Genomic DNA, 23,603 nt, shown 5'->3' on the forward strand with positions numbered 1-23,603 from the left:
CCGCACGGCCCGGCCCGCCGTCGCCCGCCTCGGCGGCGCGGCGCGGCGGCTCCAGGCGCGCCAGCTGCTCGAGCACGTCCTCCTCGCGGGCCCGGCAGCGGCTCGCTATCTGCACGGCGTAGTCCTTCGCCAGAAGCGAGTCCTTGATGGGCGCGAGCACCGCGAGGGCGTCGACGAGCGCGCGCGAGCGGCCTTCGGCGCTGCCCAGGTCGTGCGCGGCCAGGCGGCGCTCGATGCCGTACTTCAACAGGGGCTGGGCGCGCGCGATGAGCTCGCGCAGCGCGTCGGCGCCGCGCGCGCCCACGAACTCCGCAGGGTCCAGGTTGTCCGGCAGCGTGACGGCGGCCAGCTCCACCTTCGCCCGCCCCGCCTCCGGCGTCATGGAGTCGTCGATGAAGCCGAGCGCGCGGTCGGCGGCGCGCTGCCCCGCCTCGTCGCCGTCGAACAGGTACACGATCTTGTGCTGCGCGTGGCGCGCGAGCAGGCGTATGTGGCGCATGGTGAGCGCGGTGCCGAGCGTGGCCACCGCGTTGCCTATGCCGGCCTCGTGCAGCGCGATGACGTCGGTGTACCCCTCCACCACCACGGCCACGCCCGTGGCGGCCATAGCCGCCTTCGCGTGGTCCAGCCCGTAGAGCACCTGCGACTTGTGGAACACCGGCGTCTCCTGCGAGTTCAGGTACTTCGGCTCGCCCTTGCCGATGACGCGCCCGCCGAACGCGATGCACTCGCCCTGCGCGTCGCCGATGGGGAACATCACGCGGTTGAAGAAGCGGTCGCGCAGCTTGCCGCCGCGGTCCTTCATGGCCACGTTCGCCTCCACCATCTCCTCGGCCGAGAAGCCCTGCGCGGACAGGTGCCGCACGAGCTGCCCGCGCCCCGGCGCGAAGCCCAGCCGCCAGCGGCGCGGCACGTCGCCGCCCAGGCCGCGGCCCGCCAGGTAGCTGCGGGCGGCGGCCGCGTCGGCGTCCGGGTTGCGCATGAGCTGGGTGTGGTAGAACGCGGCCGTCGCTTCGCATACCGCCTTCAGGCGCACCTTCTTGGAGCTCGGCACGCCGCCGCGGCCGCCCGTGTCGGCGATGTCGATGTGCGCCCGCTCGGCCAGCTTCCGCACCGCCTCGGGAAACGACAGGTCCTCGGTCTTCATGAGGAAGCCGAACACGTCGCCCCCCTCGTTGCAGCCGAAGCAATGCCACAGCTGCAGCACGGGATCGATCTTGAACGAGGGCGTCTTCTCGTTGTGCAGCGGGCAGCAGCACCAGAAGTCGCGGCCGCGCTGCTTCACGGGCGTGCGCTCGCCGATAATGGCCACGAGGTCGGACGCCTCGCGTACCTTCTGGATGTCCTCTTCGCTAATGGTGCCCGCCATGCGCCCCCGCTACCTCCGCCTGTTCTGCTTGGCCAGCACGAGGTTCACCAGGAACAGGGCGCCGAACCCGATGGCCGGGATGAAGTCGCGCGCGCCCGACAGGCCCTCGCCCCCCTTGCCGAAGGCAAGCACCAGGCTGCCTGTCATCAGGACGAAGCTCAGCACCGCGATCGCCGCGTACACCCATTCCCGATTCCTCATGCACGGCCCTTCCGTCTCGTCATCCCGCCCTTCCGCACAGTATAACGCAAGCGCGTCCGCGCCGAGTTGTCAGCAGCTTGCCAACCGGATGCTTACAGAGCGTCGCGGGGTCGGGCGGGCCTGCGGGCGCGTTGCTATGCTGGGCCGATGCGTCGCGCCCCGGCGTCCGGGCCGGGAGCGCCGATGCACGCCCACGGACAAGCAAACGGACACGGGAGGTTCCCCATGGAAGACGGCATCTCGATACTCGCGGACTTCGACTCGGCCCTTTTCGAGCACGAGGAGCCTCCCCTGGTATCGCTCTACCTGCCCACGCACGGCCGCGCCGGCGCCGAGGAGGACCGCATCCGGTTCAAGGGCCTCGTGGAGGAGGCGCGCGAGAAGCTGGCCCAGGAGTTCGCGCACCGCGAGCATACGGGCGTCGACGCACGGCTGGACGAGGTGGCCGCACGGCTGGAGGAGCTGGCGAGCCCCGTGCCCGGCGGCAGTCTGGCCGTGCTCGTGGGAAACGACCGCGCCTATCTCTACCGGCTGGGCTACGAGGCGGGTCCGCTCGCGTTCGCAGGCGAGCGGTTCTACGTGCGCCCGCTGCTCAAGAACTTCTCGTTCGGCTCGCGCTACTTCCTGCTGGGGCTGTCGGCCGACCGCTTCGCGTTCGTGCACGGCGACTTCGGCTCGCTCGACCGCGTGGAGATGCCTGCCGACGTGCTGGACGAGTTCAGCGAGGAATTCCCCCTCGTGTACGACGGCCACGAGGGCGCGCTCGACTACTCGTCGCTCGAGAACCATATGCCGCCCTACCACGGCTACAAGTCGCGCAACGACGTGCGGAAGGAGGAGGCTGGGAAGTTCTTCCAGCACGTGAACAAGGTGGTGACGGAGTACCTGGTGCAGGGAACGGAGCTGCCGGTCATCCTGGTGAGCCTGCCCGAGCACCAGGCCGCCTTCCGCCGCATCTCCACCGTGCCGCGCCTTTTGGACGAGGGCATAGAGAAGGATATCGGCGGCATGGAGGCGCCCGAGCTGCTGGCCGACGCCAAGGCCGTCATCGAGCACGTGCGCGAGGCGCGCGCGGACGAGCTGCTGGAGAAGCTGGGCGACGCCGCACCGCACGGCGGCGGCTCCACCGACCTCCCGGCCATCGGGCTGGCGCTCGTCGAGCGCAAGGTGCGCGCGCTGTTCGTGGCCGAAGGCGCCTACATCCCTGGCGGTTTCGACGACGAGACCGGTGAGGTGTTCCTGTTCGAGCGCGAGCCGCACGGCCGCTTCCAGGGCCCCGAGCTGGCCGACGCGTTCGCCCGCGCGGCGCTCGCCCAGGACGCCGAGGTGTTCGAGCTCGCCCCTGAGAAGATCCCCGGCGATTCCGGCATGGCGGCGCTGTACCGGTACTGATCGAGGCGGGCCCCCTGGCGCCGAGCCAGGGGGCCGGGTTCGGCCGCATCGGGTTCCGCGAAGCCCGCCGCGCAGGGTCGGTCGCACGTTCGGCGGCATCACCACGACGCGCCGCACCTCTCGTAGGCATCCTCCTCGACGCACGGGGCATGCGGTGCTGTGGACGAAAAGGGGCAGTTTTCTTTATTCTGGATAAAAGATAGTCAAAACACCGGGGGTGCTACCAGGTGTTTCGCGAACACTGCATTCGCCATCCCTTGGTTTCCGTCCGAAATCTATAGATTACCGTGCCTTTTTGCCCCTTATGCATTCAGTCATATATCGAAGCGCTGTAGGCATGCGCAAGGCGTTTTTCGCATACGGCACGATCCGCTTCACCGTCCATGCGTCAAAGGGGACGTCAGGGCACCCGTATCGTGGATCGGCGCCCTCCCGCCACCTACCCGCTTCGCGTGAAACATTCGTTCGCTGCGCGGTTCAGGCGGCGGGACGCGCCTCCGTGCGCTACAATGTCCCCGACGAACACGACGCGCGCCGCCGCGGCGGCGCTTCTTCGCAGAGGACGCCTATGGAACGCACGAGCATCCCCTACCGCACGCTCGACCCCGAGGTCGAGGCCGCCATCCGCGCCGACCGGAAGGCGGGACGGCGGCACCCGCGCGCCTTCGATGACGCCGACGTCGTGCGGCGCGAGCCGAAGCCCCACGACGAGGCCACGCTCGCCCGCCCGGCGTTCGCGCGCGACATCGAGAAGATCCTGAACGTGCCCGCGTACAACCGCTACGCCGACAAGACGCAGGTGTTCTCGTTCGTGGAGAACGACGACATCTGCCGGCGCGGCCTGCACGTGCAGCTGGTGAGCCGCATCGCGCGGGGCATCGGCAGCCTGCTGGGGCTGAACTGCGAGCTCATCGAGGCCATCGCGCTCGGGCACGACGTGGGCCACACGCCGTTCGGGCACGCCGGCGAGCGCTACCTGTCGCAGTGCTACCACGCGCGCACGGGGCGCTTCTTCAACCACAACGTGCACTCCGTGCGCGTGCTCGACCGGCTGTACCGGCGCAACGTGAGCCTGCAGACGCTCGACGGCGTGCTCTGCCACAACGGCGAGTTCGCCCAGCAGGTGCTGCGCACGGGAAACACCGCCTCCTTCGACGAGCTCGATGCGTTGGTGGAAGCCTGCACGGCCGACGAGGGCGCCATCGGCCGGCTGCGTCCCTCCACGCTCGAGGGCTGCGTCGTGCGCGTGGCCGACATGATCGCCTACGTGGGCAAGGACCGCTACGACGCCATCGAGCTGGGCGTGGTGGACACGCTCGACGCGTTCGAGTCGGACTACCTGGGGCGCGACAACGCCCGCATCATCAACAACCTCACGGTGGACATCGTGAACGAGAGCTACGGGACCGACCGCATCGCGCTCTCCGAGGCCGCCTTCAACGACCTCAAGCGGGCGAAGCGGCAGAACTACGAGCTCATCTACGCGCGCGAGGGCATGGCGGGCAACGACGGCAACGTGGTGGGCGCCATGTTCGAGGAGCTCTACGCGCACCTGCTCGGCGACCTCGTGCGCGGCGACGAGGGTTCGCCGGTGTTCCGTCACCACGTGCGCAGCCTGGCCGCCCGCTCCGCCACCATAACGCCCGAGGAGTACCTGGCCGGCGAGCCGAACCAGATCGTGGTGGACTACCTGGCGTCCATGACCGACCGCTACTTCACGTCGCTGTTCGCCCACCTGATCCCCGAGAGCCCCCTGCGCACCGTCACCCGCGGCTACTGCGCCGACCTAGGATGAGCCGGAAGAGGAAGACCGAAGGCGACCCTTGGCCGCCGGGCGATCTCGGCGCGGCAGTATCGCGTGTCGGGAGGCGGTGCGCTACACTGGGGGCTTCCCACTGATCGGAGGTTCCATGAAGCTCGTCATCGCATCCGACCTGCACGGCGCGGTGCCGGCCGTGCGCGCGCTAGCCGCGCGCATCGAGGCCGAGGCGGCCGACCGCGTGCTCCTGCTGGGCGACCTGCTGTACCACGGGCCGCGCAACGACCTGCCGGAGGGCTACGCGCCCCGGGAGGTCGCGGCCGTGCTGAACGGCATGGCCGCGCGCATCACGGCCGTGCGCGGCAACTGCGACGCCGAGGTCGACCAGATGATGCTCGACTTCCCCTGCCTGGCCGACTACGCCCTGGTGGAGGCCGACGGGCACCTGCTGTACCTCACCCACGGCCACGTGCCGCGCATGACGCCCGACGACCCGCCCGCGCTCGCGCCCGGCAGCGCGCTCCTCACCGGCCACACCCACGTGAAGGCGCTCGAAGACCGCGGCGGCGTGCTGTTCGCGAACCCCGGCAGCACGTCTATCCCGAAGGACGGCGCGGCGGGCTACGCCGTGTACGAGCACGGGGCGTTCGCGCTCAAGTCGCTCGCCGGCGAGACGCTCGCGGAAGGCGGCTGGTAGGCCGGCCGTGCGGCGCCGTTCTGCGGTGCGCGGCGCCACGGTCGTCGGCGCATGCGGATCGCGGCTTTTCCGGAATTTTCCGTTTCCCTGTCACACGCGGGGTCGCAGGAGCGTCCAATGCACCAGAGGGCGCGGGCGCGCCCGCCTCGGCCGTACAGGCCCCGCGCAACGGCCCGTGTCCCGACCTGACGGCGAGAACGAGAGAGGAACCGCATGACCGACGAGAACGCATTGATCGACGCCGCGCTCGCAGGGGACGAGAAGGCCCTGGGCAAGCTGTTGGCGGGCGTGCAGGACCGGGTGTTCAACCTGGCGCTGCGCATGCTGGGCACCGTGCCCGACGCCGAGGACGCCACGCAGGAGGTGCTGGTGAAGGCGTGCACGCGCCTGTCCGGGTTCCGCCGCGAGAGCGCGTTTTCCACCTGGGTGTTCCGCATCGCGCTCAACCACCTGGCCACCTACCGCAAGGGCCTGTTCGCCCAGCGGCCCGTGAGCTTCGACGTATATGGAGAGGACATCGCCTCGGGTCGCGAGCGCGACGTGCCCGACCTGGCCGGCGGCGCGGACAGGAGCCTGCTGGAACGCGAGCTGAAGGTATCGTGCATGCACGGCATGCTGCAGTGCCTGGACGTGGAGGGGCGCAGCGCGTTCGTGCTGGGCACCATGTTCAAGATGGACAGCCGGGCCGCGGCCGACGCGCTCGGCATCACGCCCGAGGCGTACCGCCAACGGCTTTCTCGCGCGCGGGCGCGCATGGCCGAGTTCCTCACAACCTACTGCGGCGTGGCCGGCGGGCCCTGCCGCTGCGCGCGGCGCGTGGACTACGCCATCGCCACGCACCGCATCGACCCCGCCCGGCCCGACTTCCAGGCGCTCGAGGAGCTGGCCGAGGATGCCGCCGAGGGCCGCGCGGCAGGTGCGCAGCCCGCCGCGGGCGCAGGCGCCAGGGTACCGTCGGCCGAGGCGCGCACCGACGCCATGGAGCTCCTCGACGACGCATCGGGCGCGTTCGCGTCGCTGCCGCGCTACCGCTGCCCCTCCGACGCGGCCGCATTCGCCCGCAGCCTCGTGGCCTCGGACGTGTTCGCGCAGGCGGTGTCCGAATGACGGCCGAGAGGGGCGCCGGGGTCGATGCCGGGATGGGCGCGGCGCTCGCCTACCTGGCCGAGCTGGAGGCCCACAACGACCGCGCCTGGTTCGCCGAGACGAAGGCCGAGCGGGCCCGTGCCCTTGCCGCCTTCGACGGCCTGGTGGCCGACGTGCAGCAGCGCGTGGGCGCGTTCGACCCTGCCGTGCTGGGCCACGACCCGAAGAAGCTCACGTTCAAGCTCACGCGCGACACGCGCTTCTCCAACGACAAGTCGCCCTATAACCCGTCGCTGCGCGCCCATGTGGGGCCGGCGGGCAAGCTGCCCGTGCCCGTGGGCTACTACCTCATGGTCAGGCCGGGCGGCCGCTCGTTTCTGGGAGGCGGGCTGTTCGCGGCCATGTTCAGGGACGCCACCGACCGCGTTCGGCGCGCCATCGCAGCGGACGGCGACGCCTGGGAGCGCGTCGTGGAGGGCCTCGCGCCCCTGCAGGTGGAGGGCGAGGCGCTCAAGCGCGTGCCGCAGGGCTTCGACGCGGCGCACCCGCAGGCCGGCTGGCTCAAGTTCAAGAGCTGGTACCTGGAGCTGCCCGTGCCCGACGAGGACGTGGCCGCGCCCGGCTTCGCCGAGGCGGCCGCGCGCGAGTTCGAGCGGATGAAGCCGCTGAACGACTTCCTCAACCGCGCGCTCGAGGGCTTCGAGATGCCCGCGCGCTAGGGGCCGACCCCCGTCTCGGCGCGGCTTCGGCCGGACTGGGACGGGGATCGGCCGCGCCGGGGCGCATCAGGCGCCTCGGCCTCCGGGCGGCGGAGGCTCCGGCGATCCCGCCGCCTCGCCGAACCCGGAGCCCCCGGCATGCTCCCCCGGCCTGCGGCCGCGGTGGGCGCGCGCCTTGTCCTCGTACATGCGCTCGTCGGCGCGGCGGTGGGCCTGCATGATATCCTCGCCCGCCTCCCGCACCGCCCACCCCACGGACAGCGACAGGGATCGGCCGGCCACGCCCACGGCGGCGCAGGCGGCGCGCAGGTCGTCGGCGATGCGGCGTCCGGCGCGCTCGTCCAGCTCGAAGCAGCAGACGGCGAACTCGTCGCCGCCCACGCGGTACACCGGCCCCAAGCCCCCGCAGCACGAGGACACGACCCCGGCCGCCGCGCGGATGAGCTCGTCGCCCTCCGCATGTCCCAGCTCGTCGTTCACCGCCTTCAGCCCGTCGACGTCGACGGCCACGACCCCGGCCACCCGGACACCCGTGCGGTTCCAGTTCGCCACGTCCACCTCGAACGCGTTGCGGCTCTTGAGCCCCGTCAGGTAGTCCGTGTTCGCCAGGTCGCGGTAGGCGGGGTTCGAGATGCGCCTGAACAGCACCACCGACACGGCCACGGCCACGAGGCAGAACGCGACCCCTATGAGCGGCGTGCCGATGCGCACCGTGCGGAACGTCTCGAACTGGCGCTCGGCATCGAACTCGATGCCCACGACGCCCACGACGCTCCCCTCGTCGTGGATGGGATAGTACGACACGAAGATGTGCCCCCAGTCGGTCGACTTGATGTCAGTCGGGTAGACCACCTCGTCGGCCAGGGCGCGTTCCATATCGCCGACGATCTCCTGCTCGATGGGATCGCCCGGGTTGCGGAAATCGTCGCTTTCCGAGGGGAGCCCGTCCACGAGGTAGACGAGCGTGCCGTCGGCCGCGCGCTTCGCCGTGTAGAGATAGCGCACGCCGGTGGCGGCCTTGACCTCCTTGAACGACTCCTTCATCTCCCGGTAGGCAGGACGGGCCGGATCGTCGTCGCCATCGACGTCGTCAGCACCCTCGATGACGAGGAACGTGGACTTGTCCAGCGCGTCCTCGACGTACCCGTAGATGCTGTCGGAGCGCTCCTTGAGCGTGGATATCATGTCCCGGTAGGTTATCTGGTAGTTGAACACGTACACGCACAGAAACGACAGCGCGACGACGACGGCCGCGACCATCGACACCTGGACGTCGACCCGGCTCCAACGGCCGGGGCCCCGCGTTCTCTCCTGTCCCATGCGCCGCTCCCGCCTTTGCCTCGCCAGGGCGCCCGCTGTGCCAGCTCCCCCAACCTTCGATGATCGCGATTGTACCCCATCCGGGCCCCGCGAGACGCGCGGGAGCGGCCAGGATGCGGAGAAGGCCCGTGTTCTACGCAAGGGCGGCGCGGGATGAGACGGGCGGGGCCCTGAGGCCGCAGCGGGGGACCCGGGCAGGGGCGCTAGCGGCCCGACAGGCGGCGCTCGGTGCGCTCGCCCAGGTCGATGAGCTCCTGGCGGCCATGGATGCCGCACTTCGCGTAGATGCGGCGCAGGTGGGTGTCCACCGTGCTCTTCGAGATGTAGAACTCGGCGGCGATGCGCTCGCCCGTGCGGCCCTTGAGCGCGAAGGGCAGGATCTCGGCCTCGCGTTTGGACAGGCCGTGCTCGGCGGCAATGAGCGAGCACGCGTCGTCGAAGCGGTCGGCGTCGCGCGCGATGACGGACAGCGCCCGGAAGTCGCGCTCGGTGAACAGGAACAGGAAAGCGTAGAGCGCCGCGAGGCCGGCGCAGGCCACCACGACAGAGGGCGTCTGCTCGGTGCCGGCCACCACGTCGATGACGTTGCCCAGCGCCACGCCGGCCATCTCGCCGGCGAACAGGGCCGTGAAGCCGCGGGCGAACGACTGCGCCGCATCCTGCCCCGTGATGCGCGCCATGACCAGGAACAGCGACACGAGCACGGCCGACAGCCCCAGGTACCCTGCCAGCACGATGGCCTCGCCCGGCACGCCGAAGTCGCCGAGCACGGGCACGAACAAAAACCCCGCCATCATCACGAGCGCGGCCAGCCGGTACACGTCGTCGAGCGGCCCCTCGGGCTCTGCGGGTGCGCCGTCGTCGGCGGCTGCGGCGTCCGGCGCCGCAGCCCGGCCCGTCTCGAGGTCGAGGCCCCCCGTGGCCAGAAGCTGCAGCGCCGCAATGCAGAACAGCACGAGCAGCAGCAGCGTCGCAGGGAAGGTGGGCGTGGAAGCCATGCCGGGATCGGAGCCGTACGTCTCCATGAAGCCCGCCGCCAAGCCGAACAGCACGGTGCCTGCCGCCATCTTGAACGAAAGGCGCGCCGTCTGCGCCCGCTCGGCAGGCGTGGCCAGCAGCGCCCGCAGCGACAGCGGAGACTTCGGGGCTTCGGCGCCCCGCACGGCACGGGGCGTGGACGCAGCACCGGCGGCAAAGGCGGCCGAGGCAACCTGCACGGTCTCGGCCCCTGCAGCCCTGCCGGCCGCAGGGGCCTCGTCATCGCGGGCGCCGGCGCCGGCCTCCGCAACGCCGCCTCCCGCATCGCGACCGCCCCTGTCGGGCTGGGAGCCCGCGCAGACGAGCGCCTGGAGCGCCCAGGCGCTGCCCAGCGGCAGCAGCTTCAGCAAGAAGGCGGCCCCCTCCACCGGCACCGTTGCCATGGCGAAGCAGGCCGTGGCGCCCACGGCCGAGCCCACGAACACCGCCGGCAGCGCACGGGCCAGCGGCTGCCCGCCCAGCGCGCGGCCCCAAGCAGCCAGCATGAGCCCGGCGGGCAGGCCCACGAGCGCGCTCTCCAGCGCAAGGCTCGCGGGAGCCGGATTCCCGGCGAGCGCCGGCACGATCGAGCCCACCACGAGCAGCACGGCGTAGCACCACAGAAGAGGCCGCGCGAGCAGCGCCCCGCGCGCCTTGGAGGAGGCCACGCGCAGGAGGCCGAACGACGCTATCATGAACAGCAGCGTGCCGAACAGGTCCGCTCGCTCGAACGACAGGATTCCCTCGCCGAACGCCCGGTTCGCGCCCATGTAGAACAGCGAGAAGACGAAGCCCTGGTTGCAGGCGAACCCTGCGACGGCGCGCAGGGAGGCCCTGCCGCCACGGCGATGCGCGCCCATGCCCGGGCCTCCTTTCCCCTGCGGATACCGAAAGCCCCATGATAGCGCATGCCGGCGCGCGGCCGGCCCCGCAGCGGGCGCACCCGCAAAACGAGCACGGACGAACGTGCGCGTCCGGTAAACGCCCCCGAAACGGCCACGCGCCCGTGCGGTTGCACGGGCGCGTGGCCGAGCGCGAGGAGGGAGTTCGCGCTCGAGGGAAGGAGCAGCGCATGCGCTTGCGCGCAGCGCACGGGATGACGGGTTAGGCGGCCTTGCGGGCGCGCACCTTCTTCGCGGCCTTGGGCTCGTCGCCCTCGGCGTCGTCGCCGGAGGCGTCCTCGTCCTCGGACTCCACGATCTCGACCTCGTCGTCAGCACTCTCGACCTTCTTGTCGCCGCCCAGGCCCTCGCGCAGGTTCTTCACCGTCGAGCCCAGCGCGGCGCCGAGCTTCGGCAGGTTCTTCGGGCCGAAGATGAGCAGGATAACGCCGAGGATGATGAGCAGTTCGGGCATGCCCATACCGAGGATCTTCATAGTACGCCTCCAATGCGCGGGGATTCGCCCCCATCGGTTTCAACAGCTCCGCAGTATGGACCGGCGCGCGCCGCCCGGCTATCGTGCAGACGGCTGATTTTCGTCATGCAGCCTGCGCGCAGCGTGTCACGCAGATGGAGTACTCGCGCGTTTCCCCTGTTCTAGACGTCGGCGAGCAAGCCTCCCGCCAAGTAGCCCATGACAGAGGCCATCATGAGCCCGCGCGTCCAGCCGCTCGAGTCCCCCAGGCAGCGCAGGCCCCGGATGCTCGTGCGGAAGCCCTCGTCCATCTTCACGCGGTTGCTGTAGAACTTCAGCTCGGGCGAGTACAGCAGGGTCTCGGGGGCGGCGAAGCCGGGCACCACCTTGTCCACGGCCAGCATGAAGGCCAGGATGTTCGTCATGGCGCGGTAGGGCATGGCGGCCGTTATGTCGCCGGCCACCGCGTCTCCCAGCGTGGGCGCCACGTTGCTGCGCCGCAGCTCCTTGTCCCAGGTGCGCTTGCCGTCCAGGATGTCGCCCAGACGCTGCACGAGGATGCGCCCGTCGCCCAGCATGTTCGTGAGCTCGCCCACCTTCTGCGCGTAGGCGATGGGCTGGTCGAACGGCTCGGAGAAGTTGTGCGAGCACAGGATGGCCAAGTTGGTGTTCGCGGACTTCCGCTCCTTGTACGAGTGGCCGTTCACCACGGCCAGGCCCCCGTCGTAGTTCTCCTGGCTCACGAACCCGCCGGGATTCTGGCAGAACGTGCGCACCTTGTTCTTGAAGGGCTTGGGATAGCCGATGAGCTTGCTCTCGTACAGCACGTCGTTCACCGTGCGCATGACCTCGTTGCGCACCTCCACGCGCACGCCGATGTCCACGGGCCCCGGGCCGTGGGCTATCCGGTGCTCGCGGCACATGCGCTCCAGCCAGTCGGCCCCACGCCGGCCGGTGGCCACCACCGTATGGCGGGCGCGCAGCTCGTAGGCGCCCTCGGGGCCCTCGGCCACCACGCCCGTGCAGGCATCGCCCTCCACGAGCACCTGCGTGCACGTGGTGCGGAAGCGCAGGTCAACGCCCGCGTCGGCCAGGTGGCGCTCGAGGCGCGCGTACAGCTCGCGCGCCCGCTCCGTGCCCAGGTGGCGCAGCGGGCAGTCCACGAGCTTGAGGCCCGCCTCGATGGCGCTCAGACGTATGCCGTCCACCTCCGGGCGCGGGCCGGCACCCTCCACGCGGCCGTCGGCGCCGAACGCCAGATACACGCCGTCCACCTCTCCGATGGCCGCCTGCACGGCCTCGTGGCCGATGAGGTCGGGCAGGTCGCCGCCCACCTCGCTCGAAAGCGACAGCTTGCCGTCCGAGAACGCTCCCGCACCCGAGAACCCCGTGGTGATGCGGCACGGATCGCAGCCGGCGCACGGCCCGCCCGCCTGCTTGGGGCACACGCGATCCTCCACGGCCAGCCCCTTGTCCAGCATGACGATGCTCCCCGCGAATCCGCACTCGACAAGGGCGAGCGCGCAGAAGATGCCGGCAGGACCGGCTCCTACGATGACGACGTCGATATCCTGTGCGCCCATGGCGCGCCTCCTTCGCTTCCCTGCACAGCACCGCGACCGCGCGGCCGCGCCCTTCCCGCATTGTAGCGCACGCCCCGCTCCTGCCGGCGTGCGAGCCGCACGCCGCATCCTTGCCGTAAGCCTCCGCGTCGAAAGACCGGCCCGCCGCCCCGAGCCGGTCCGCCCGCTCCGTGGTCGAGGGCTCGCGGCCCCTGCGCATCCGGGGCCGGCGCACCGTGGAGAATCGTTGCAGGAGCTGTGGGGAAGGCGTGTGAGCGATGTGATGCTTCGACAGGTTTCAACCAGACCCGCCGCCTCGAACGTTGCCGTTTCGTTACCATCTATGCCGGCGGCTGCAAACACCCTCGAAACGAACCCGACACAGCCGTGGAAAGGATGCTGCACCATGGCATCGCGCACCCTTTCGGCAGCGCCCGCATACCTAGCGGCGCTCGCCTTGCTGCTCTTGCTCTCCCTGCCTGCCGGCCGGGCAGAAGCGGCCCCGGCGACAACGGTCGCCCCGTCGGCGGCAGCCCTCGATCGCGCAGGGGCAGACGACGAGAGCCTGCCGTTGGCTCGCACGGCCTCCCCCTCGCCCCTTCCCTCCCCCTTGTCGTTTCTCGCCGCATCGCTCTCGGCAGGCGAGCCCGCCCCACCCGCGGCCGACACGGCGGCATCCCCGGCACCCGACCTGCAGGTGCTCGCCACGGCCCAGGCCGTCTACGAGCAGCAACAGGCCGAGCGGGCGGCGGCCGCGGCCGCGCAGCGCACCGACAAGGTGCTCGCCTACGACCCGGCCCTCATAGCCGCCATTGGGAACCAAAGCGCCGGCGGGCATGCCGTGTGCTGCCCCGGCTACGCCTGCGCCTACGGCGACGCCGTGCTCACCGGGAAGGCCAACGACCACGCCGCCTACGGCTGCGGCTGCTGCACGTGGCCCGGCTGGGGCGGTGGGAACTCGTCGTTCCGCTCCCTCGGCTCCGACGCGGCGCTCCTGCGCGAGGCCTACGACGAGATTGCAGCCGGGCGCCCCACGGTCGCCCACGTGTCCGGCCCGTACGGCGAGCACTGGATCTGCCTTATCGGCTACCGCGACGCGCAAGACCCCGACGCGCTGACGCTGGACAACTTCGTGGCGCTCGATCCCGCGAACGGCCGGGAGATCGTGGCCTCCTACCGCTACGTGCCCTACGGCGACGCTTGCCAGCACGTGAGCGACCTGCGCTAGCAAGCACCCGAAACAAAGGGCGCTCCCGTTTCCTGCTTCGGCGCACGTCGCGTGCGACAGGCGCTCGGCGCTTGCGCCGCCTCCTGCGGCCGACGCCCGTCACGCGGACTCTGCCTTCCGGCGCCGGCTCCCCGGCGCCCGTGCGCCGCCCTCCGCAGCGCCCACCCGCCTCCCCGCCCGTCGCCCACGGACGGTCCAGCCGACGGCGCCGTCCCCGGTCGGTCAGAACAGCGGCAGCGTGGCCTTCGGCAGCAGTGGCATAGTGCGCTCGGTCACGACGTCGCCCGGCCGCAGGACGTCGCAGAGCATCGGCGCGGCCGGATCGTAGCGCGCGAGGCGCCAGGGCGCGCCGTCCCCCGCCCGCGCGGCCCCTGGACCGCGCCGCGCCGCACATCCGCCTACCCGGCCTTCGCCGTTGCCCGCGGCGTCCTTCCCCGGATAGCCGTCCGGGCTCGGCGGCCCCGGCTCGACGCCCGCCCGTTGCGCGCCCGGATTCGCATAGCAGTATACGCAGCCGTTGGCGCACGTATCGTAGGTTCCAATGTCCACGCTCGGCGCGCAGCGGCACGCCCCCGGCGCCGCCGGCGAGCCAGCCCGCGCATCCACCCCGGCCACGCGCGCGACGAGCGCCGCATCAATGCAGCCGGCTCCCGCCAGGCCAGCCCGCGCAAGGGCCGCATCGCCGCAGCCGCCCACCTCCATGCCGTGCACGGCGCCTATCTCGGCCAGCCGCAGTGCGAGCGCCGCCTTCCGCCCCTCGGGCACGCCGAAGAGGCCCAACGCTTGCATGCGGGACGCGATCTTGGGGTACACGTCCAGGAAGCTCAACCGGCACGCGTGCGTGAAACCCTCCAGCTTGCGGGCGAACGTCTCGAAGTAGTGCAGGTGGTGCTCCTCGGTGTAGCGTCCGCCGGGGCCGCCGAGCAAGATGGGGCTGTAGCGCCACACCACACGCTCGGTGCCCAGGACGCGCGCAAGCTCGCGGAACGTCTCCACGAGCTCCGCCTTGCGCGGCAGCCCCGCCTCCACGTCGGCGCCGTAGGCGTTGAGCGTGAACTGCACAAAGTACGGGGCGGGCGCCGCACGCTCCAGGCGGGCAGACTGCGCGAGCAGCGGCTCGGGGTCCTTCGTCCAGAACGCCAGGCAGTCCACCGCCCCTGCGCCGAGCGCCACGCGGCTCACCTGCGTGCGGCTCATAGGGTTGCGCACGAACGCGTACCCCTCCTCCAGACGGTTCAGCATCCAGTCCATAAAGAACCGGGGTATGTCCGTGCGCCGCGATGCGCTGACGATCACGCGCAGCCTCCTCCCGCAAAACAGCGTGCTTTCCGAACATACCATAGAATACGGCAATGGGCAAACATTTGTTCTGACTCCCTGCTTGACCCCGCTTGGCGCACAATCGGCTGATTGGCACAATCTGACGACCTTTACGTGCGGTTGTCCTCGAAGCAGCTGCTCGACGCGCGGGGCATACGGTGCCGTGGACAAAAAGGGGCAGTTGTCGTTATTCTGGATAAAGATAATAAAAACACCGGGCCTGCTACCAGGCGTTTCGCAAACGCCGCATTCACCACCCCTTGATTTCCGTCCAAAATCTATAGACTACCGAGCCTTATTGTCTATTACTTTTTCAGGCATATATTGAATCGCCGCAGGCATGAGCAAGGCGCTTTGCGCATGCGGCACGATCACGATCGTCGACTATGCGTTAAAGGGGAAGTCGGAGCATTTGCCCCCACTAAAGCAGCCGTAGCGTCCCTTCGGACTGACTGCCAGGGCGCGGTCCTCCGACCTACGAGGCGGCCACCCCCCCGCCCGGAAAACAACGGGGACCCCGGCTTGGCGCCGAGGTCCCCGAGAAGAGCGTCTCTTTCCGCAGGAAGATCTAGAACAGTCCCTGGATCATGATGAACAGCGGCGCGAACGTCAGCGACACGATGGTCATCAGATTGATGAGGATGTTCATGGACGGGCCCGAGGTGTCCTTGAACGGGTCGCCCACGGTGTCGCCCACGACGGCGGCCTTGTGGGCCTCGGAGCCCTTGCCGCCGTGATGGCCCTGCTCGATGTACTTCTTCGCGTTGTCCCACGCACCGCCGGCGTTGGACATGAAGATGGCCATGAGCATGCCCGTGGCCACGGCGCCGGCCAAAAAGCCTCCGAGCATGGCCGGGTTGAAGCAGCCGATGGCCACCGGCACGATGATGGCAAGGCAGCCGGGAAGCATCATCTCGCGCAGCGCGGAGGAGGTGGAGATGGCCACGCACTTGTCGTACTCGGGCTCGGCCTCGTAGGTCATGATGCCCTTGATCTCGCGGAACTGGCGGCGCACTTCCTCCACCATGGCGTGGGCCGCGCGCGACACCGCGCCCATGGTGAGGGCCGCGAACATGAACGGCATCATGGCGCCGATGAAGATGCCGGCGACGATGAGCGGGTCGGTGAGCGTCAGCTCGAAGTTCGGGATGGCATGATGCATCGTGGCCTGGTAGGACACGAACAGCGAGATGGCCGACAGGCCCGCGGACGCGATGGCGAAGCCCTTCGCGATGGCGGCCGTCGTGTTGCCCACGGCGTCGAGGGCGTCGGTGCGGTCGCGCACCTCCTCAGGCAGGCCCGCCATCTCGGCGATGCCGCCCGCGTTGTCGGCCACGGGGCCGTAGGCGTCCACGCCGATGGTGATGGCGGTGTTGGACAGCATGCCCGTGGCGGCCAGGCCCACGCCGAACAGGCCCACGGCGATGCCGCCCTCGGCCGACGCGAGCGGGAAGGCCATGTTGCCGAACGTGTAAGCACCGATGATGGCCAGCGCCACCAGCACGATGGGGGCGATGGTGGACAGCATGCCCGTGCCGATGCCCTCGATGATGACCGTTGCCGCGCCCGTGTCGGCCGCGTCGGCGATCTTATGCACCGGCTTGTACTTGTCGGAGCAGAAGTACTCGGTGATCTTGCCGATAGCGAGGCCCGCCACCAGGCCGCAGAGCACCGAACCGAACAGCCACAGCGGCTGCGCGTCGACGGACTGCGTGCTCCATACGTAGAACAGGCAGAAGATCACGACGATCTCGATGCCGGCCGCGACGTAGGTGCCGCGGTTCAAGGCCTTGTGCAGTGCGGCGCCTTCCTTGGCACGCACGGCGAACAGGCCGATGATGGACGTGATGATGCCGCAGCCGGCGATGATGACCGGGGTCACGAGCGCCCACACCAGGTCGCCCGTGGCGAAATAGCCGCCCAGCGCGCCGAAGGTGGCCGCCAGGATGGTGGGGGCCAGGATGGCGCCCGTGTAGCTCTCGAACAGGTCGGCGCCCATGCCCGCGACGTCGCCCACGTTGTCGCCCACGTTGTCGGCGATGGTGGCCGGGTTGCGCGGATCGTCCTCGGGAATGCCCGCTTCGACCTTGCCCACGAGGTCGGCGCCCACGTCGGCCGCCTTCGTGTAGATGCCGCCGCCCACACGGGCGAACAGCGCCACGGCGGAAGCGCCGGTGGCGAAGCCCTCGACCATGCCGATGTTCGTGTGCATGAGGCCGGCCAGCTCGGCGTTGATGTCCACGCCCACGGCCATGCCAAATACCATGGCGATGAGCCACAGCGACAGGCCCAGCAGCGCGAACGACGCCACGCACAGGCCCATGGTCAGGCCGGACTTGAAGCTGATGTTCAACGCCTTGGCCACCGACTCCTCGGCGGCGTGGGCCGTGCGGGTGTTGGCGCGCGTGGCCACGTGCATGCCGACGTAGCCCGCGGCAGCCGACATGACGCCGCCGGTGACGAACGCGAGCGCCGTGATGGGCGACAGCGCCACGGCCATGACGATGGCGACGATCACCATGAAGATGACGAGCAGCTTGTACTCGCTCATGAGGAACGCCTTGGCGCCCTGCTGGATCTTCAGCGAAATGTTGTTCATCTTGTCGGGACCCGGGTCCTGCTTGAGCACCCAGGAACCCAGGTAGCCCGCCATGCAGATGCCAATCAAGGCGCACACGGGGGCCATCCATGCGACTGCAGTAGTCACGTGTCTTCCTCCTTGGTTCGACCATTACTGACGATGCTGCCTTCGCACCGGGCATTGAGGTGGGAAGATAGCAACTGTCTCATTTTAGGGGATTCGGAGATAATGTGAAGGGGAAATCGAGGTTTTCTGGAGATACGTTCCAATCGGCCTGCTCGACGGTTACGGTTCTCCCCTGCGCGGGCCGCTCGCCAGAGCCTGCGGTGCGGCCGGCGGGAAAACCGGTATGATTGAGTATCCCTTCATGCACGCGGACGGGCATCGTGTCGAACGGGCATCGTCTTTCACCAAGGAGAACCTATGACCGAGCGGCAGACCCGCCTTGCCGTCCCGACCGGGCCCTCATCCGCCTCGCGGCCATCCAAAGCGCCTGCGCGCCCGCGCGCCCTGTCGCTCGTCGCCGCCCTGGCCGGCTTCCTGGCCGCCCTCGGCCTGTGCCTTTATGCCGCAGCCGGCCTCGTCGAGGCGCCCTGGCCGCAAACGGCCTTCACGGCCCTGCTGCTGGCCGCCTGCGGCTGCGTGCCGCTTGTGCGCGGGCATGCTCCGGGCATCGACGGCAAAGCGGCGGGCGCGATGCGGCCCCTCGCCGTAGCGCTTGCCGTGCCCGCGGGCTTCTACCTGTTGGAACGGCCTTGGAACAACGCCCTGCTCGCCATGGACCCCTACTATGCGGCGGCGAACCTGTGCGTGCTCGCGTTGCTCCTCGCCGTCGTGTACTTCGCCGGGCAGCGCTCGCGCGCGTCCGTCAGCCTGTTCCTGGCCGCGTGCTTCCTGGCCGGCACGGCGAACCACTTCGTGATCGCGTTCAAGGGGCAGCCCATCGTGCCGGCCGACCTGTTCGCGCTCTCGACGGCCGCATCGGTGGGGTCCGGCTACACGTTCGCGCTCGACGAACGGCTCCTGGAGGCTGCCGCCGTGCTCGCCCTGTGCCTCGCGGCGCTCTCCCTCCTGCCGAGGGCGACGGTCTCGCCGCGGCGGGTCGCGGTGAACGCGGCGTGCGCCGTGGCCGTGGCAGCATGCTTCGGCTGGTGGCTGGGCTCCTACGACCTGGAGGAGGCGTACGCGTGCACGGTGGACGTCTGGGGCGTGAAGGAGTCGTACGCCGAGCAGGGCTCGGCGCTCTGCTTCCTTAAACGCGTGCAGGACCTAAGCCCGGCAGAACCGGACGGCTACGACGCCGACGACGTGGCCGCGCTGATCGGCCGTCTCGGCGGCGCGCCCGAGACAGCCGGCAAAACCGAAGCCCCTACCGTGATAGCCGTCATGAACGAGACCTTCTCGGACCTCTCGCGCTATCCCGGCCTCGCCGGTACCGGCGCCCGTCCCGCGCACTACTACGAGATTGCCGCGGAAGCGCTCGAAGCGGGCGACGCGTACGTGTCGGCGCTCGGCGGCGGCACGTGCAACAGCGAGTTCGAGTTCCTCACCGGCTCGAGCATGGGCCATCTCGGCGGCGGCGTGTACCCCTATGTGCTGTACGACCTCGACGGCGCCGAGAGCCTCGTGTCGTACTTCTCCGGGCTTGGCTACGCGACCCATGCCGTCCACCCGGCCGAAAGCACGAACTGGCGCCGCGACCGCGTGTACGACCAGCTGGGCTTCGACGAGTTCGCCGACCAGTCCGCGTTCGAGGGCGCCGACACGCTGCGCGGGCTCACCACCGACCGCGCGACGTACGACTACGTGCTCGACCTGCTGGAAGCCGACGGGCGCCCGCAGTTCGTCTTCGACGTGACGCTGCAGAACCACGGCGGCTACGATGTGGGCGGCCTGTCCGACGAGCTGGCCGTGAGCGTGCCGCTCGGCGACGGCAGCATGTCGCCGGAGCTCGACGAGTACGCGAGCGTCATCCGCCAGGCCGACCGCGACCTCGCCTACCTCGTGGACAAGCTCAACGCACTCGACCGGCCCGTGGTGCTGTGCTTCTTCGGCGACCACCAGCCCGGCTTCAGCGACTGGCTGTTCGAAGCGACCCACGACGGCGCCGCAGCCGACGACCTGGGGCTCGAAGCCGTGCAGGAGCGCTACACGGTGCCGTACCTCATCTGGGCGAACGACGCCGCCCGCGCACAGGGCGCCCACGGGCCGGACGGCGGCGCGGACGAGCGCACCAGCCTCAACTACCTGGGATCGAGGCTGGTGGAGGCCGCGGGCCTGCCAACAACGGGCTACCAGCGCTTCCTGCTGGCCGTGCGCGAGGCGATTCCCGCCATCAACCTCAACGGCTTCCTGACCGCCGACGGCGCCTGGCACGGCTTCGGCGACGAGGACGGCGGGGATCCCGGCGCGCTGGAGGCCCTGCGCGCCTACGCCACGGTGCAGTACGACAACCTGTTCAACAAGGATTCCGCCTGGGCATCAAGGTAGGCGAACAAAGCAGCACCCCATCCCTTCCTCTTGCTGGCGCTCGCTACAGGTTCTCCCTCACCCACTGGATGTTGCCCTTTACCGTGGCTACGAGCTCGTCCACGTCGTCGAACTTGCGCATGGGGCGCAGCCAGTGCAGGAACTCCACCTTGACCGGCTTCCCGTACAGGTCGCCGGCGAAGTCGAGGAGGTGCACCTCGCAGGTGGCGGTGGCGCGGTCGGCGAACGTGGCGGCCACGCCCACGTTCACGGCGGCCTTGTAGCGCGCGCCGTCCACGTGGGCGTAGGCGGCGTACACGCCGTCGCCGAGCGGGCGCAGCTGATCGGGCACCGCAAGGTTCGCGGTGCGGAAGCCCAGGTCGGCCCCTTCCCCGCGGCCCGGCTCCACCGTGCCCGTCATGAAGTACGGGCGCTCGAGCAGGCGGTTGGCCTCCGCGATGTCGCCCTCGGCCAAGAGCAGGCGGATGCGCGTGGCCGTGACGGGGGCCCCGTCGGCGCTCTTCAGGTCGTGCGCCGCCACGGCGCAGCCGGCGCCGGCCCCCCATGCCTCCAGCTCGCCCACGGTTCCGGCCGCGCGCGCGCCGAACCGGAAGTCGCAGCCCACGTGCAGGTACGCGGGCGCCGTGCCGTCGAACGTGGCCTCGAGGAACGCCTCGGGCGAAAGCGAGGCGAACGCGGGCGTGAAAGGCAGCACGGCCACGGCGTCCACGCCCGTGGAGGCGAGCATGGCCAGGCGCTCCCCGTTCGTCATGAGCTTCTTCAGGCGGTCGGGGTGGAACGCCTCGTCGGGATCGATGTCGAACGTGAGCGCAACGCTCTTGCCGCCCGACCTCCCAGCTGTCTCGCACGCCTGCGCCAGCAGGTACCGGTGCCCGGCATGCACGCCGTCGAACACGCCGAACGCGCAGGACGTGCCCGCGAAGAACGCATGGTCGAAACCCTCTTCCACCTCATAGATCTCTGCCACGAGAAACCCCCGTCTGGAACACGCACCGCGCGCGGTAGGCGGCGCGGCCCTCGTCGTAAGCGTACAGCGCCACGAGCTTGTTCTCGGCGATCACGGCCACCACCTCGCCGTCGTGCGGCGCCTCGCAGCTCTCGCGCACACCTGCCGTGCAGGCGCAGAACTCCGCGTCCAGCGCGCCGCGCCGACGCTCGAACAGTCCGGTCGACCCCGGCAACGCGTTGCCGTTGCGCACGCCGGCGGCCAGCGGGCCGTCGGCGTAGAGGAAGCGCGTGCCCAGCAGGCGCACTGGATCGAGCGCGGCACGGTCGCCGAGCTCGGCCAGCGTCTCCAACGTGACGCACTCCTCCAGGCGCAGCAGGCCCAGCTGCGTGCGCTCGAGCGCCGCCACATGCGCCGGGCAGCCCAGGGCCGCGCCGGTGTCGCGGGCGAGCGCGCGGATGTAGGTGCCCTTCGACACGTGGAACTCCACGTCCCAAGACGGCAGCTCGCAGCCGTCCTCTGCTTCGTGCACCGCCACGAGGTGCGCGTCGTGCACCACGATGTCGCGCGGCGCCAGGTCGATGATGGTGCCCTGGCGGGCGGCGTCGCATGCTTTGCGCCCGTTCACCTTGATAGCCGAGTAGGCAGGAGGCAGCTGTTTGCGGGCGCCCGTCAGGCCCTTTGCGAACGAGGCGGCGAACGCCGGGTCCAGCACGCGAGCGGGCACGTCGCCCGTGCGGACGACCTCGCCCTCGGCATCGTCGGTGGTGGTTGCCGCGCCGAACGCGATGCGCACGCGATAGTGCTTGTCATGGCCCACGAGGTAGGCGTCCAGGCGCGTGGCTGGCCCCACGCAGAGGGGGAGCACGCCCGTCGCCATGGGGTCGAGCGTTCCCGTATGCCCCACGCGGCGCTCGCCGAAGATGCGACGGCACCGGTTGACCACGTCGTGCGAGCTCATGCCCGCCGGCTTGTTCACTCCCACGACCAGGGAAAGCCCCGAATCTCCCCGTTTCACGCCCCGCGCTCCCCCTCTGCATCGTCCGGCGTGCCCGCGAGCGCCTCGTCGAGCAGCGCGCTTATGCGCCCCACGGCAGCCTCCATGGGGCCGGACACGGTGAAGCCGGCCGCGGCCCGGTGCCCGCCGCCTCCCAGCGTGCGCGCGAGCGCCGCCACGTCGGTGCCGTCCTTCGCGCGGAAGCTGCCGCGCACCGAGTCGCCCTGGTCGCGCAGCATGCACGCCACGCGCACGCCGCGCAGGGATCGCAGCGCGTCGATGAGGGGCTCGGCATCGGCCTTCACGGCGCCCGTGGCCTCGAAGTCGTCGCGCATGACCCAGCTCAGCGCCCAACCCCCGTCGGCGCCGAAGCGCATGCGCTCGACGGCCAGCGCCTCGAGCTCCACGGAGGGGAGCGAGCGGCTCTGGAATATCTCGCGCGCCACGCCCGCCGCGTCGGCGCCTGCGGCGACCATGGCCGAGGCCGCCGCAAGGGCGGCCGCGTCGGTGTTCTGGTACTGGAAGCGCCCCGTATCGGTGACGAGGCCCGTGTAGCAGCACGCGGCAAGCTCGGCCCCGCGCTCGGCGCCCATGAGGCCGGCGAGCTCCCACACGAGCATCGTCGTGGACGCGGAGGCGGGGTCGACGTAGGCGAGGTCGGTCATGCGCTCGTCGTAGGCGTGGTGGTCTATGGTGGCCGAGAAGGCGCACGCGTCCAGCAGGTGCGCCGCCGCGGAGTTCATGCGGTCGCGCATGGGCACGTCCACCGCCACGAACGTGGCGGCGGGGCCGTCGTAGAGCGCCGCGGGCACGAGCCCGTCGGCGCCCGGCAGGAACGCCAGGCGCGCGTCGATGGGCTCGTCCTTGGCCAGCAGGCACACGGCCCGCTTCCCGAGCGAGCGCAGCGCGTGCATGAGCGCGAGCTGCGAGCCGATGCAGTCGCCGTCGGGGCTCACGTGGCCGCAGATGACGAAGTCGTCGCGCTCGCCGAGCGCGACGGCCAGCCCGGGCAGCGTCGTGTTCGTCTGGGGCGTGACGCTCATGCGCCCTCCCCGTCATGGGAGCGGTCCTCGGCCTGCTCCTCCGCGCGCTCGGCGGCGAACGCGTCGGCATCGGCCGGCACGTCGCTGTCCGTGGGAGCGGCCACGGCGCTGCGGTGCGCGTCGGCCGCGAGCGCGCTCGCAATGCGCTCGGCCTGGTCGACGCTCGTGTCCAGCAGGAAGCGCAGCTCGGGCGCCACGCGCCACGAGAGCTTCCGCGCCATGAGCGAGCGGATGCGCCCCGCCGCCTTCTGGAAGGCGGCCGCTACGTCGTCGTAGCGCTCGGGCTCGGTGGTGTAGAACACGTTGCACACGCTGCGGTCGTAGCTCACCTCGCAGCCCGTGATGGTCACGAGCTCGAGGCGCGGATCGGATATCTCGAACAGGAGGATGCTCGCGATGACCTCGCGCGCCTGCTCGTTGACCTTGCGGTTCGAAGATCCTTGCTTCATGGTGCCGCCTCCTAAACAGTCGGGGGTTGCGCGAAAAACGCGCCCGTCGCGTCCAGTGTATCGCGGGACGG

General features: G+C 70.3%; 19 protein-coding genes. 7 read left to right on the forward strand and 12 right to left on the reverse strand.

Going from position 1 to position 23,603, the window contains the following annotated elements:
* Both dnaG and LB310_RS09205 read right to left on the reverse strand, forming a co-directional pair.
* The coding region (gene dnaG / locus LB310_RS09200) for a DNA primase (RefSeq protein ID WP_301154960.1) at window positions 1–1,369 on the reverse strand (1,369 nt) is incomplete at its 3' end.
* 9 nt (window positions 1,370–1,378) lie between these two features.
* Window positions 1,379–1,570: a hypothetical protein gene (locus tag LB310_RS09205; RefSeq protein ID WP_096226646.1), complete on the reverse strand. Its 192-nt coding sequence runs from the start codon at window positions 1,568–1,570 to the stop codon at window positions 1,379–1,381.
* Window positions 1,571–1,795: 225 nt separating this feature from the next.
* Here LB310_RS09205 and LB310_RS09210 point away from each other — a divergent pair, with 225 nt between their 5' ends.
* From LB310_RS09210 to LB310_RS09230, 5 genes are all read left to right on the forward strand, one after another.
* On the forward strand, window positions 1,796–2,962 hold the full coding sequence (locus tag LB310_RS09210; RefSeq protein ID WP_301154961.1) for a hypothetical protein: 1,167 nt from the start codon (window positions 1,796–1,798) through the stop codon (window positions 2,960–2,962).
* A gap of 568 nt (window positions 2,963–3,530) precedes the next feature.
* On the forward strand, window positions 3,531–4,757 hold the full coding sequence (locus tag LB310_RS09215; RefSeq protein ID WP_301154962.1) for a deoxyguanosinetriphosphate triphosphohydrolase family protein: 1,227 nt from the start codon (window positions 3,531–3,533) through the stop codon (window positions 4,755–4,757).
* A 115-nt stretch (window positions 4,758–4,872) separates the two neighbouring features.
* The gene (gene yfcE / locus LB310_RS09220) at window positions 4,873–5,418 is read left to right on the forward strand and encodes a phosphodiesterase (protein WP_301154963.1); all 546 of its coding nucleotides are present in this window, start codon (window positions 4,873–4,875) and stop codon (window positions 5,416–5,418) included.
* A 213-nt stretch (window positions 5,419–5,631) separates the two neighbouring features.
* Window positions 5,632–6,525 (forward strand): RNA polymerase sigma factor, encoded by an 894-nt coding sequence (locus LB310_RS09225; protein WP_301154964.1) that lies wholly within the window; start codon window positions 5,632–5,634, stop codon window positions 6,523–6,525.
* Window positions 6,522–7,223, forward strand: coding sequence for a DUF2461 domain-containing protein (locus tag LB310_RS09230; RefSeq protein ID WP_278805603.1), 702 nt, complete (start codon window positions 6,522–6,524; stop codon window positions 7,221–7,223). Before LB310_RS09225 ends, LB310_RS09230 begins: the two co-directional genes overlap by 4 nt.
* A 66-nt stretch (window positions 7,224–7,289) precedes the next feature.
* On the opposite strand, the gene LB310_RS09235 is transcribed toward LB310_RS09230, so the two are convergent.
* From LB310_RS09235 to LB310_RS09250, 4 genes are all read right to left on the reverse strand, one after another.
* Complete coding sequence (locus LB310_RS09235; protein WP_096226651.1) at window positions 7,290–8,543, reverse strand: GGDEF domain-containing protein; 1,254 nt, start codon at window positions 8,541–8,543, stop codon at window positions 7,290–7,292.
* A 203-nt stretch (window positions 8,544–8,746) separates the two neighbouring features.
* On the reverse strand, window positions 8,747–10,420 hold the full coding sequence (locus LB310_RS09240) for a helix-turn-helix transcriptional regulator (RefSeq protein ID WP_301154966.1): 1,674 nt from the start codon (window positions 10,418–10,420) through the stop codon (window positions 8,747–8,749).
* A 244-nt stretch (window positions 10,421–10,664) separates the two neighbouring features.
* Entirely contained in the window at window positions 10,665–10,937 is a 273-nt protein-coding gene (locus LB310_RS09245) for a twin-arginine translocase TatA/TatE family subunit (RefSeq protein ID WP_157007538.1), read from the reverse strand.
* 161 nt (window positions 10,938–11,098) lie between these two features.
* A complete protein-coding gene (locus LB310_RS09250; RefSeq protein WP_301154968.1) occupies window positions 11,099–12,499 on the reverse strand; it encodes an NAD(P)/FAD-dependent oxidoreductase in 1,401 nt (466 codons plus the stop codon).
* A gap of 385 nt (window positions 12,500–12,884) precedes the next feature.
* On the opposite strand from LB310_RS09250, the gene LB310_RS09255 reads away from it, so the two are divergent.
* The gene (locus tag LB310_RS09255) at window positions 12,885–13,706 is read left to right on the forward strand and encodes a hypothetical protein (protein WP_238994125.1); all 822 of its coding nucleotides are present in this window, start codon (window positions 12,885–12,887) and stop codon (window positions 13,704–13,706) included.
* Between the two features lie 222 nt (window positions 13,707–13,928).
* On the opposite strand, the gene LB310_RS09260 is transcribed toward LB310_RS09255, so the two are convergent.
* A complete protein-coding gene (locus tag LB310_RS09260; RefSeq protein WP_301154970.1) occupies window positions 13,929–15,002 on the reverse strand; it encodes a DUF1848 domain-containing protein in 1,074 nt (357 codons plus the stop codon).
* Between the two features lie 592 nt (window positions 15,003–15,594).
* Window positions 15,595–17,712 carry a sodium-translocating pyrophosphatase gene (locus LB310_RS09265; RefSeq protein ID WP_157007523.1) on the reverse strand — a complete coding sequence of 706 codons (2,118 nt, stop codon included), beginning with the start codon at window positions 17,710–17,712 and terminating at the stop codon, window positions 15,595–15,597.
* 318 nt (window positions 17,713–18,030) lie between these two features.
* On the opposite strand from LB310_RS09265, the gene LB310_RS09270 reads away from it, so the two are divergent.
* Window positions 18,031–20,097, forward strand: coding sequence for an LTA synthase family protein (locus LB310_RS09270; protein ID WP_301154971.1), 2,067 nt, complete (start codon window positions 18,031–18,033; stop codon window positions 20,095–20,097).
* Window positions 20,098–20,140: 43 nt separating this feature from the next.
* Here the strand turns inward: LB310_RS09270 and ribF are convergent, their stop codons facing one another.
* The 4 genes from ribF to rbfA are packed head-to-tail and all read right to left on the reverse strand — an operon-like array spanning window position 20,141 to window position 23,532.
* A complete protein-coding gene (gene ribF, locus LB310_RS09275; protein ID WP_278804987.1) occupies window positions 20,141–21,064 on the reverse strand; it encodes a riboflavin biosynthesis protein RibF in 924 nt (307 codons plus the stop codon).
* Window positions 21,048–22,061, reverse strand: coding sequence for a tRNA pseudouridine(55) synthase TruB (gene truB / locus LB310_RS09280; protein WP_301154972.1), 1,014 nt, complete (start codon window positions 22,059–22,061; stop codon window positions 21,048–21,050). The genes ribF and truB overlap by 17 nt, the downstream gene beginning before the upstream one ends.
* Window positions 22,058–23,083 carry a DHH family phosphoesterase gene (locus tag LB310_RS09285; protein WP_301154973.1) on the reverse strand — a complete coding sequence of 342 codons (1,026 nt, stop codon included), beginning with the start codon at window positions 23,081–23,083 and terminating at the stop codon, window positions 22,058–22,060. The genes truB and LB310_RS09285 overlap by 4 nt, the downstream gene beginning before the upstream one ends.
* Window positions 23,080–23,532, reverse strand: coding sequence for a 30S ribosome-binding factor RbfA (rbfA, locus tag LB310_RS09290; RefSeq protein WP_087189633.1), 453 nt, complete (start codon window positions 23,530–23,532; stop codon window positions 23,080–23,082). The genes LB310_RS09285 and rbfA overlap by 4 nt, the downstream gene beginning before the upstream one ends.
* Window positions 23,533–23,603: the final 71 nt, after the last annotated feature.

Source organism: Gordonibacter sp. RACS_AR49 (genome assembly GCF_030418435.1).
Lineage (GTDB): Bacteria > Actinomycetota > Coriobacteriia > Coriobacteriales > Eggerthellaceae > Gordonibacter > Gordonibacter urolithinfaciens.

Excerpts from the sequence above, each read along its gene's own strand:
- LB310_RS09205 (WP_096226646.1), bottom strand. The coding sequence starts at position 1,570 with ATGAGGAATCGGGAATGGGTGTACGCGGCGATCGCGGTGCTGAGCTTC.
- LB310_RS09210 (WP_301154961.1), top strand. The coding sequence starts at position 1,796 with ATGGAAGACGGCATCTCGATACTCGCGGACTTCGACTCGGCCCTTTTC.
- LB310_RS09215 (WP_301154962.1), top strand. The coding sequence starts at position 3,531 with ATGGAACGCACGAGCATCCCCTACCGCACGCTCGACCCCGAGGTCGAG.
- yfcE (WP_301154963.1), top strand. The coding sequence starts at position 4,873 with ATGAAGCTCGTCATCGCATCCGACCTGCACGGCGCGGTGCCGGCCGTG.
- LB310_RS09225 (WP_301154964.1), top strand. The coding sequence starts at position 5,632 with ATGACCGACGAGAACGCATTGATCGACGCCGCGCTCGCAGGGGACGAG.
- LB310_RS09230 (WP_278805603.1), top strand. The coding sequence starts at position 6,522 with ATGACGGCCGAGAGGGGCGCCGGGGTCGATGCCGGGATGGGCGCGGCG.
- LB310_RS09235 (WP_096226651.1), bottom strand. The coding sequence starts at position 8,543 with ATGGGACAGGAGAGAACGCGGGGCCCCGGCCGTTGGAGCCGGGTCGAC.
- LB310_RS09240 (WP_301154966.1), bottom strand. The coding sequence starts at position 10,420 with ATGGGCGCGCATCGCCGTGGCGGCAGGGCCTCCCTGCGCGCCGTCGCA.
- LB310_RS09245 (WP_157007538.1), bottom strand. The coding sequence starts at position 10,937 with ATGAAGATCCTCGGTATGGGCATGCCCGAACTGCTCATCATCCTCGGC.
- LB310_RS09250 (WP_301154968.1), bottom strand. The coding sequence starts at position 12,499 with ATGGGCGCACAGGATATCGACGTCGTCATCGTAGGAGCCGGTCCTGCC.
- LB310_RS09255 (WP_238994125.1), top strand. The coding sequence starts at position 12,885 with ATGGCATCGCGCACCCTTTCGGCAGCGCCCGCATACCTAGCGGCGCTC.
- LB310_RS09265 (WP_157007523.1), bottom strand. The coding sequence starts at position 17,712 with ATGGCCCCCGTGTGCGCCTTGATTGGCATCTGCATGGCGGGCTACCTG.
- LB310_RS09270 (WP_301154971.1), top strand. The coding sequence starts at position 18,031 with ATGACCGAGCGGCAGACCCGCCTTGCCGTCCCGACCGGGCCCTCATCC.
- LB310_RS09285 (WP_301154973.1), bottom strand. The coding sequence starts at position 23,083 with ATGAGCGTCACGCCCCAGACGAACACGACGCTGCCCGGGCTGGCCGTC.
- rbfA (WP_087189633.1), bottom strand. The coding sequence starts at position 23,532 with ATGAAGCAAGGATCTTCGAACCGCAAGGTCAACGAGCAGGCGCGCGAG.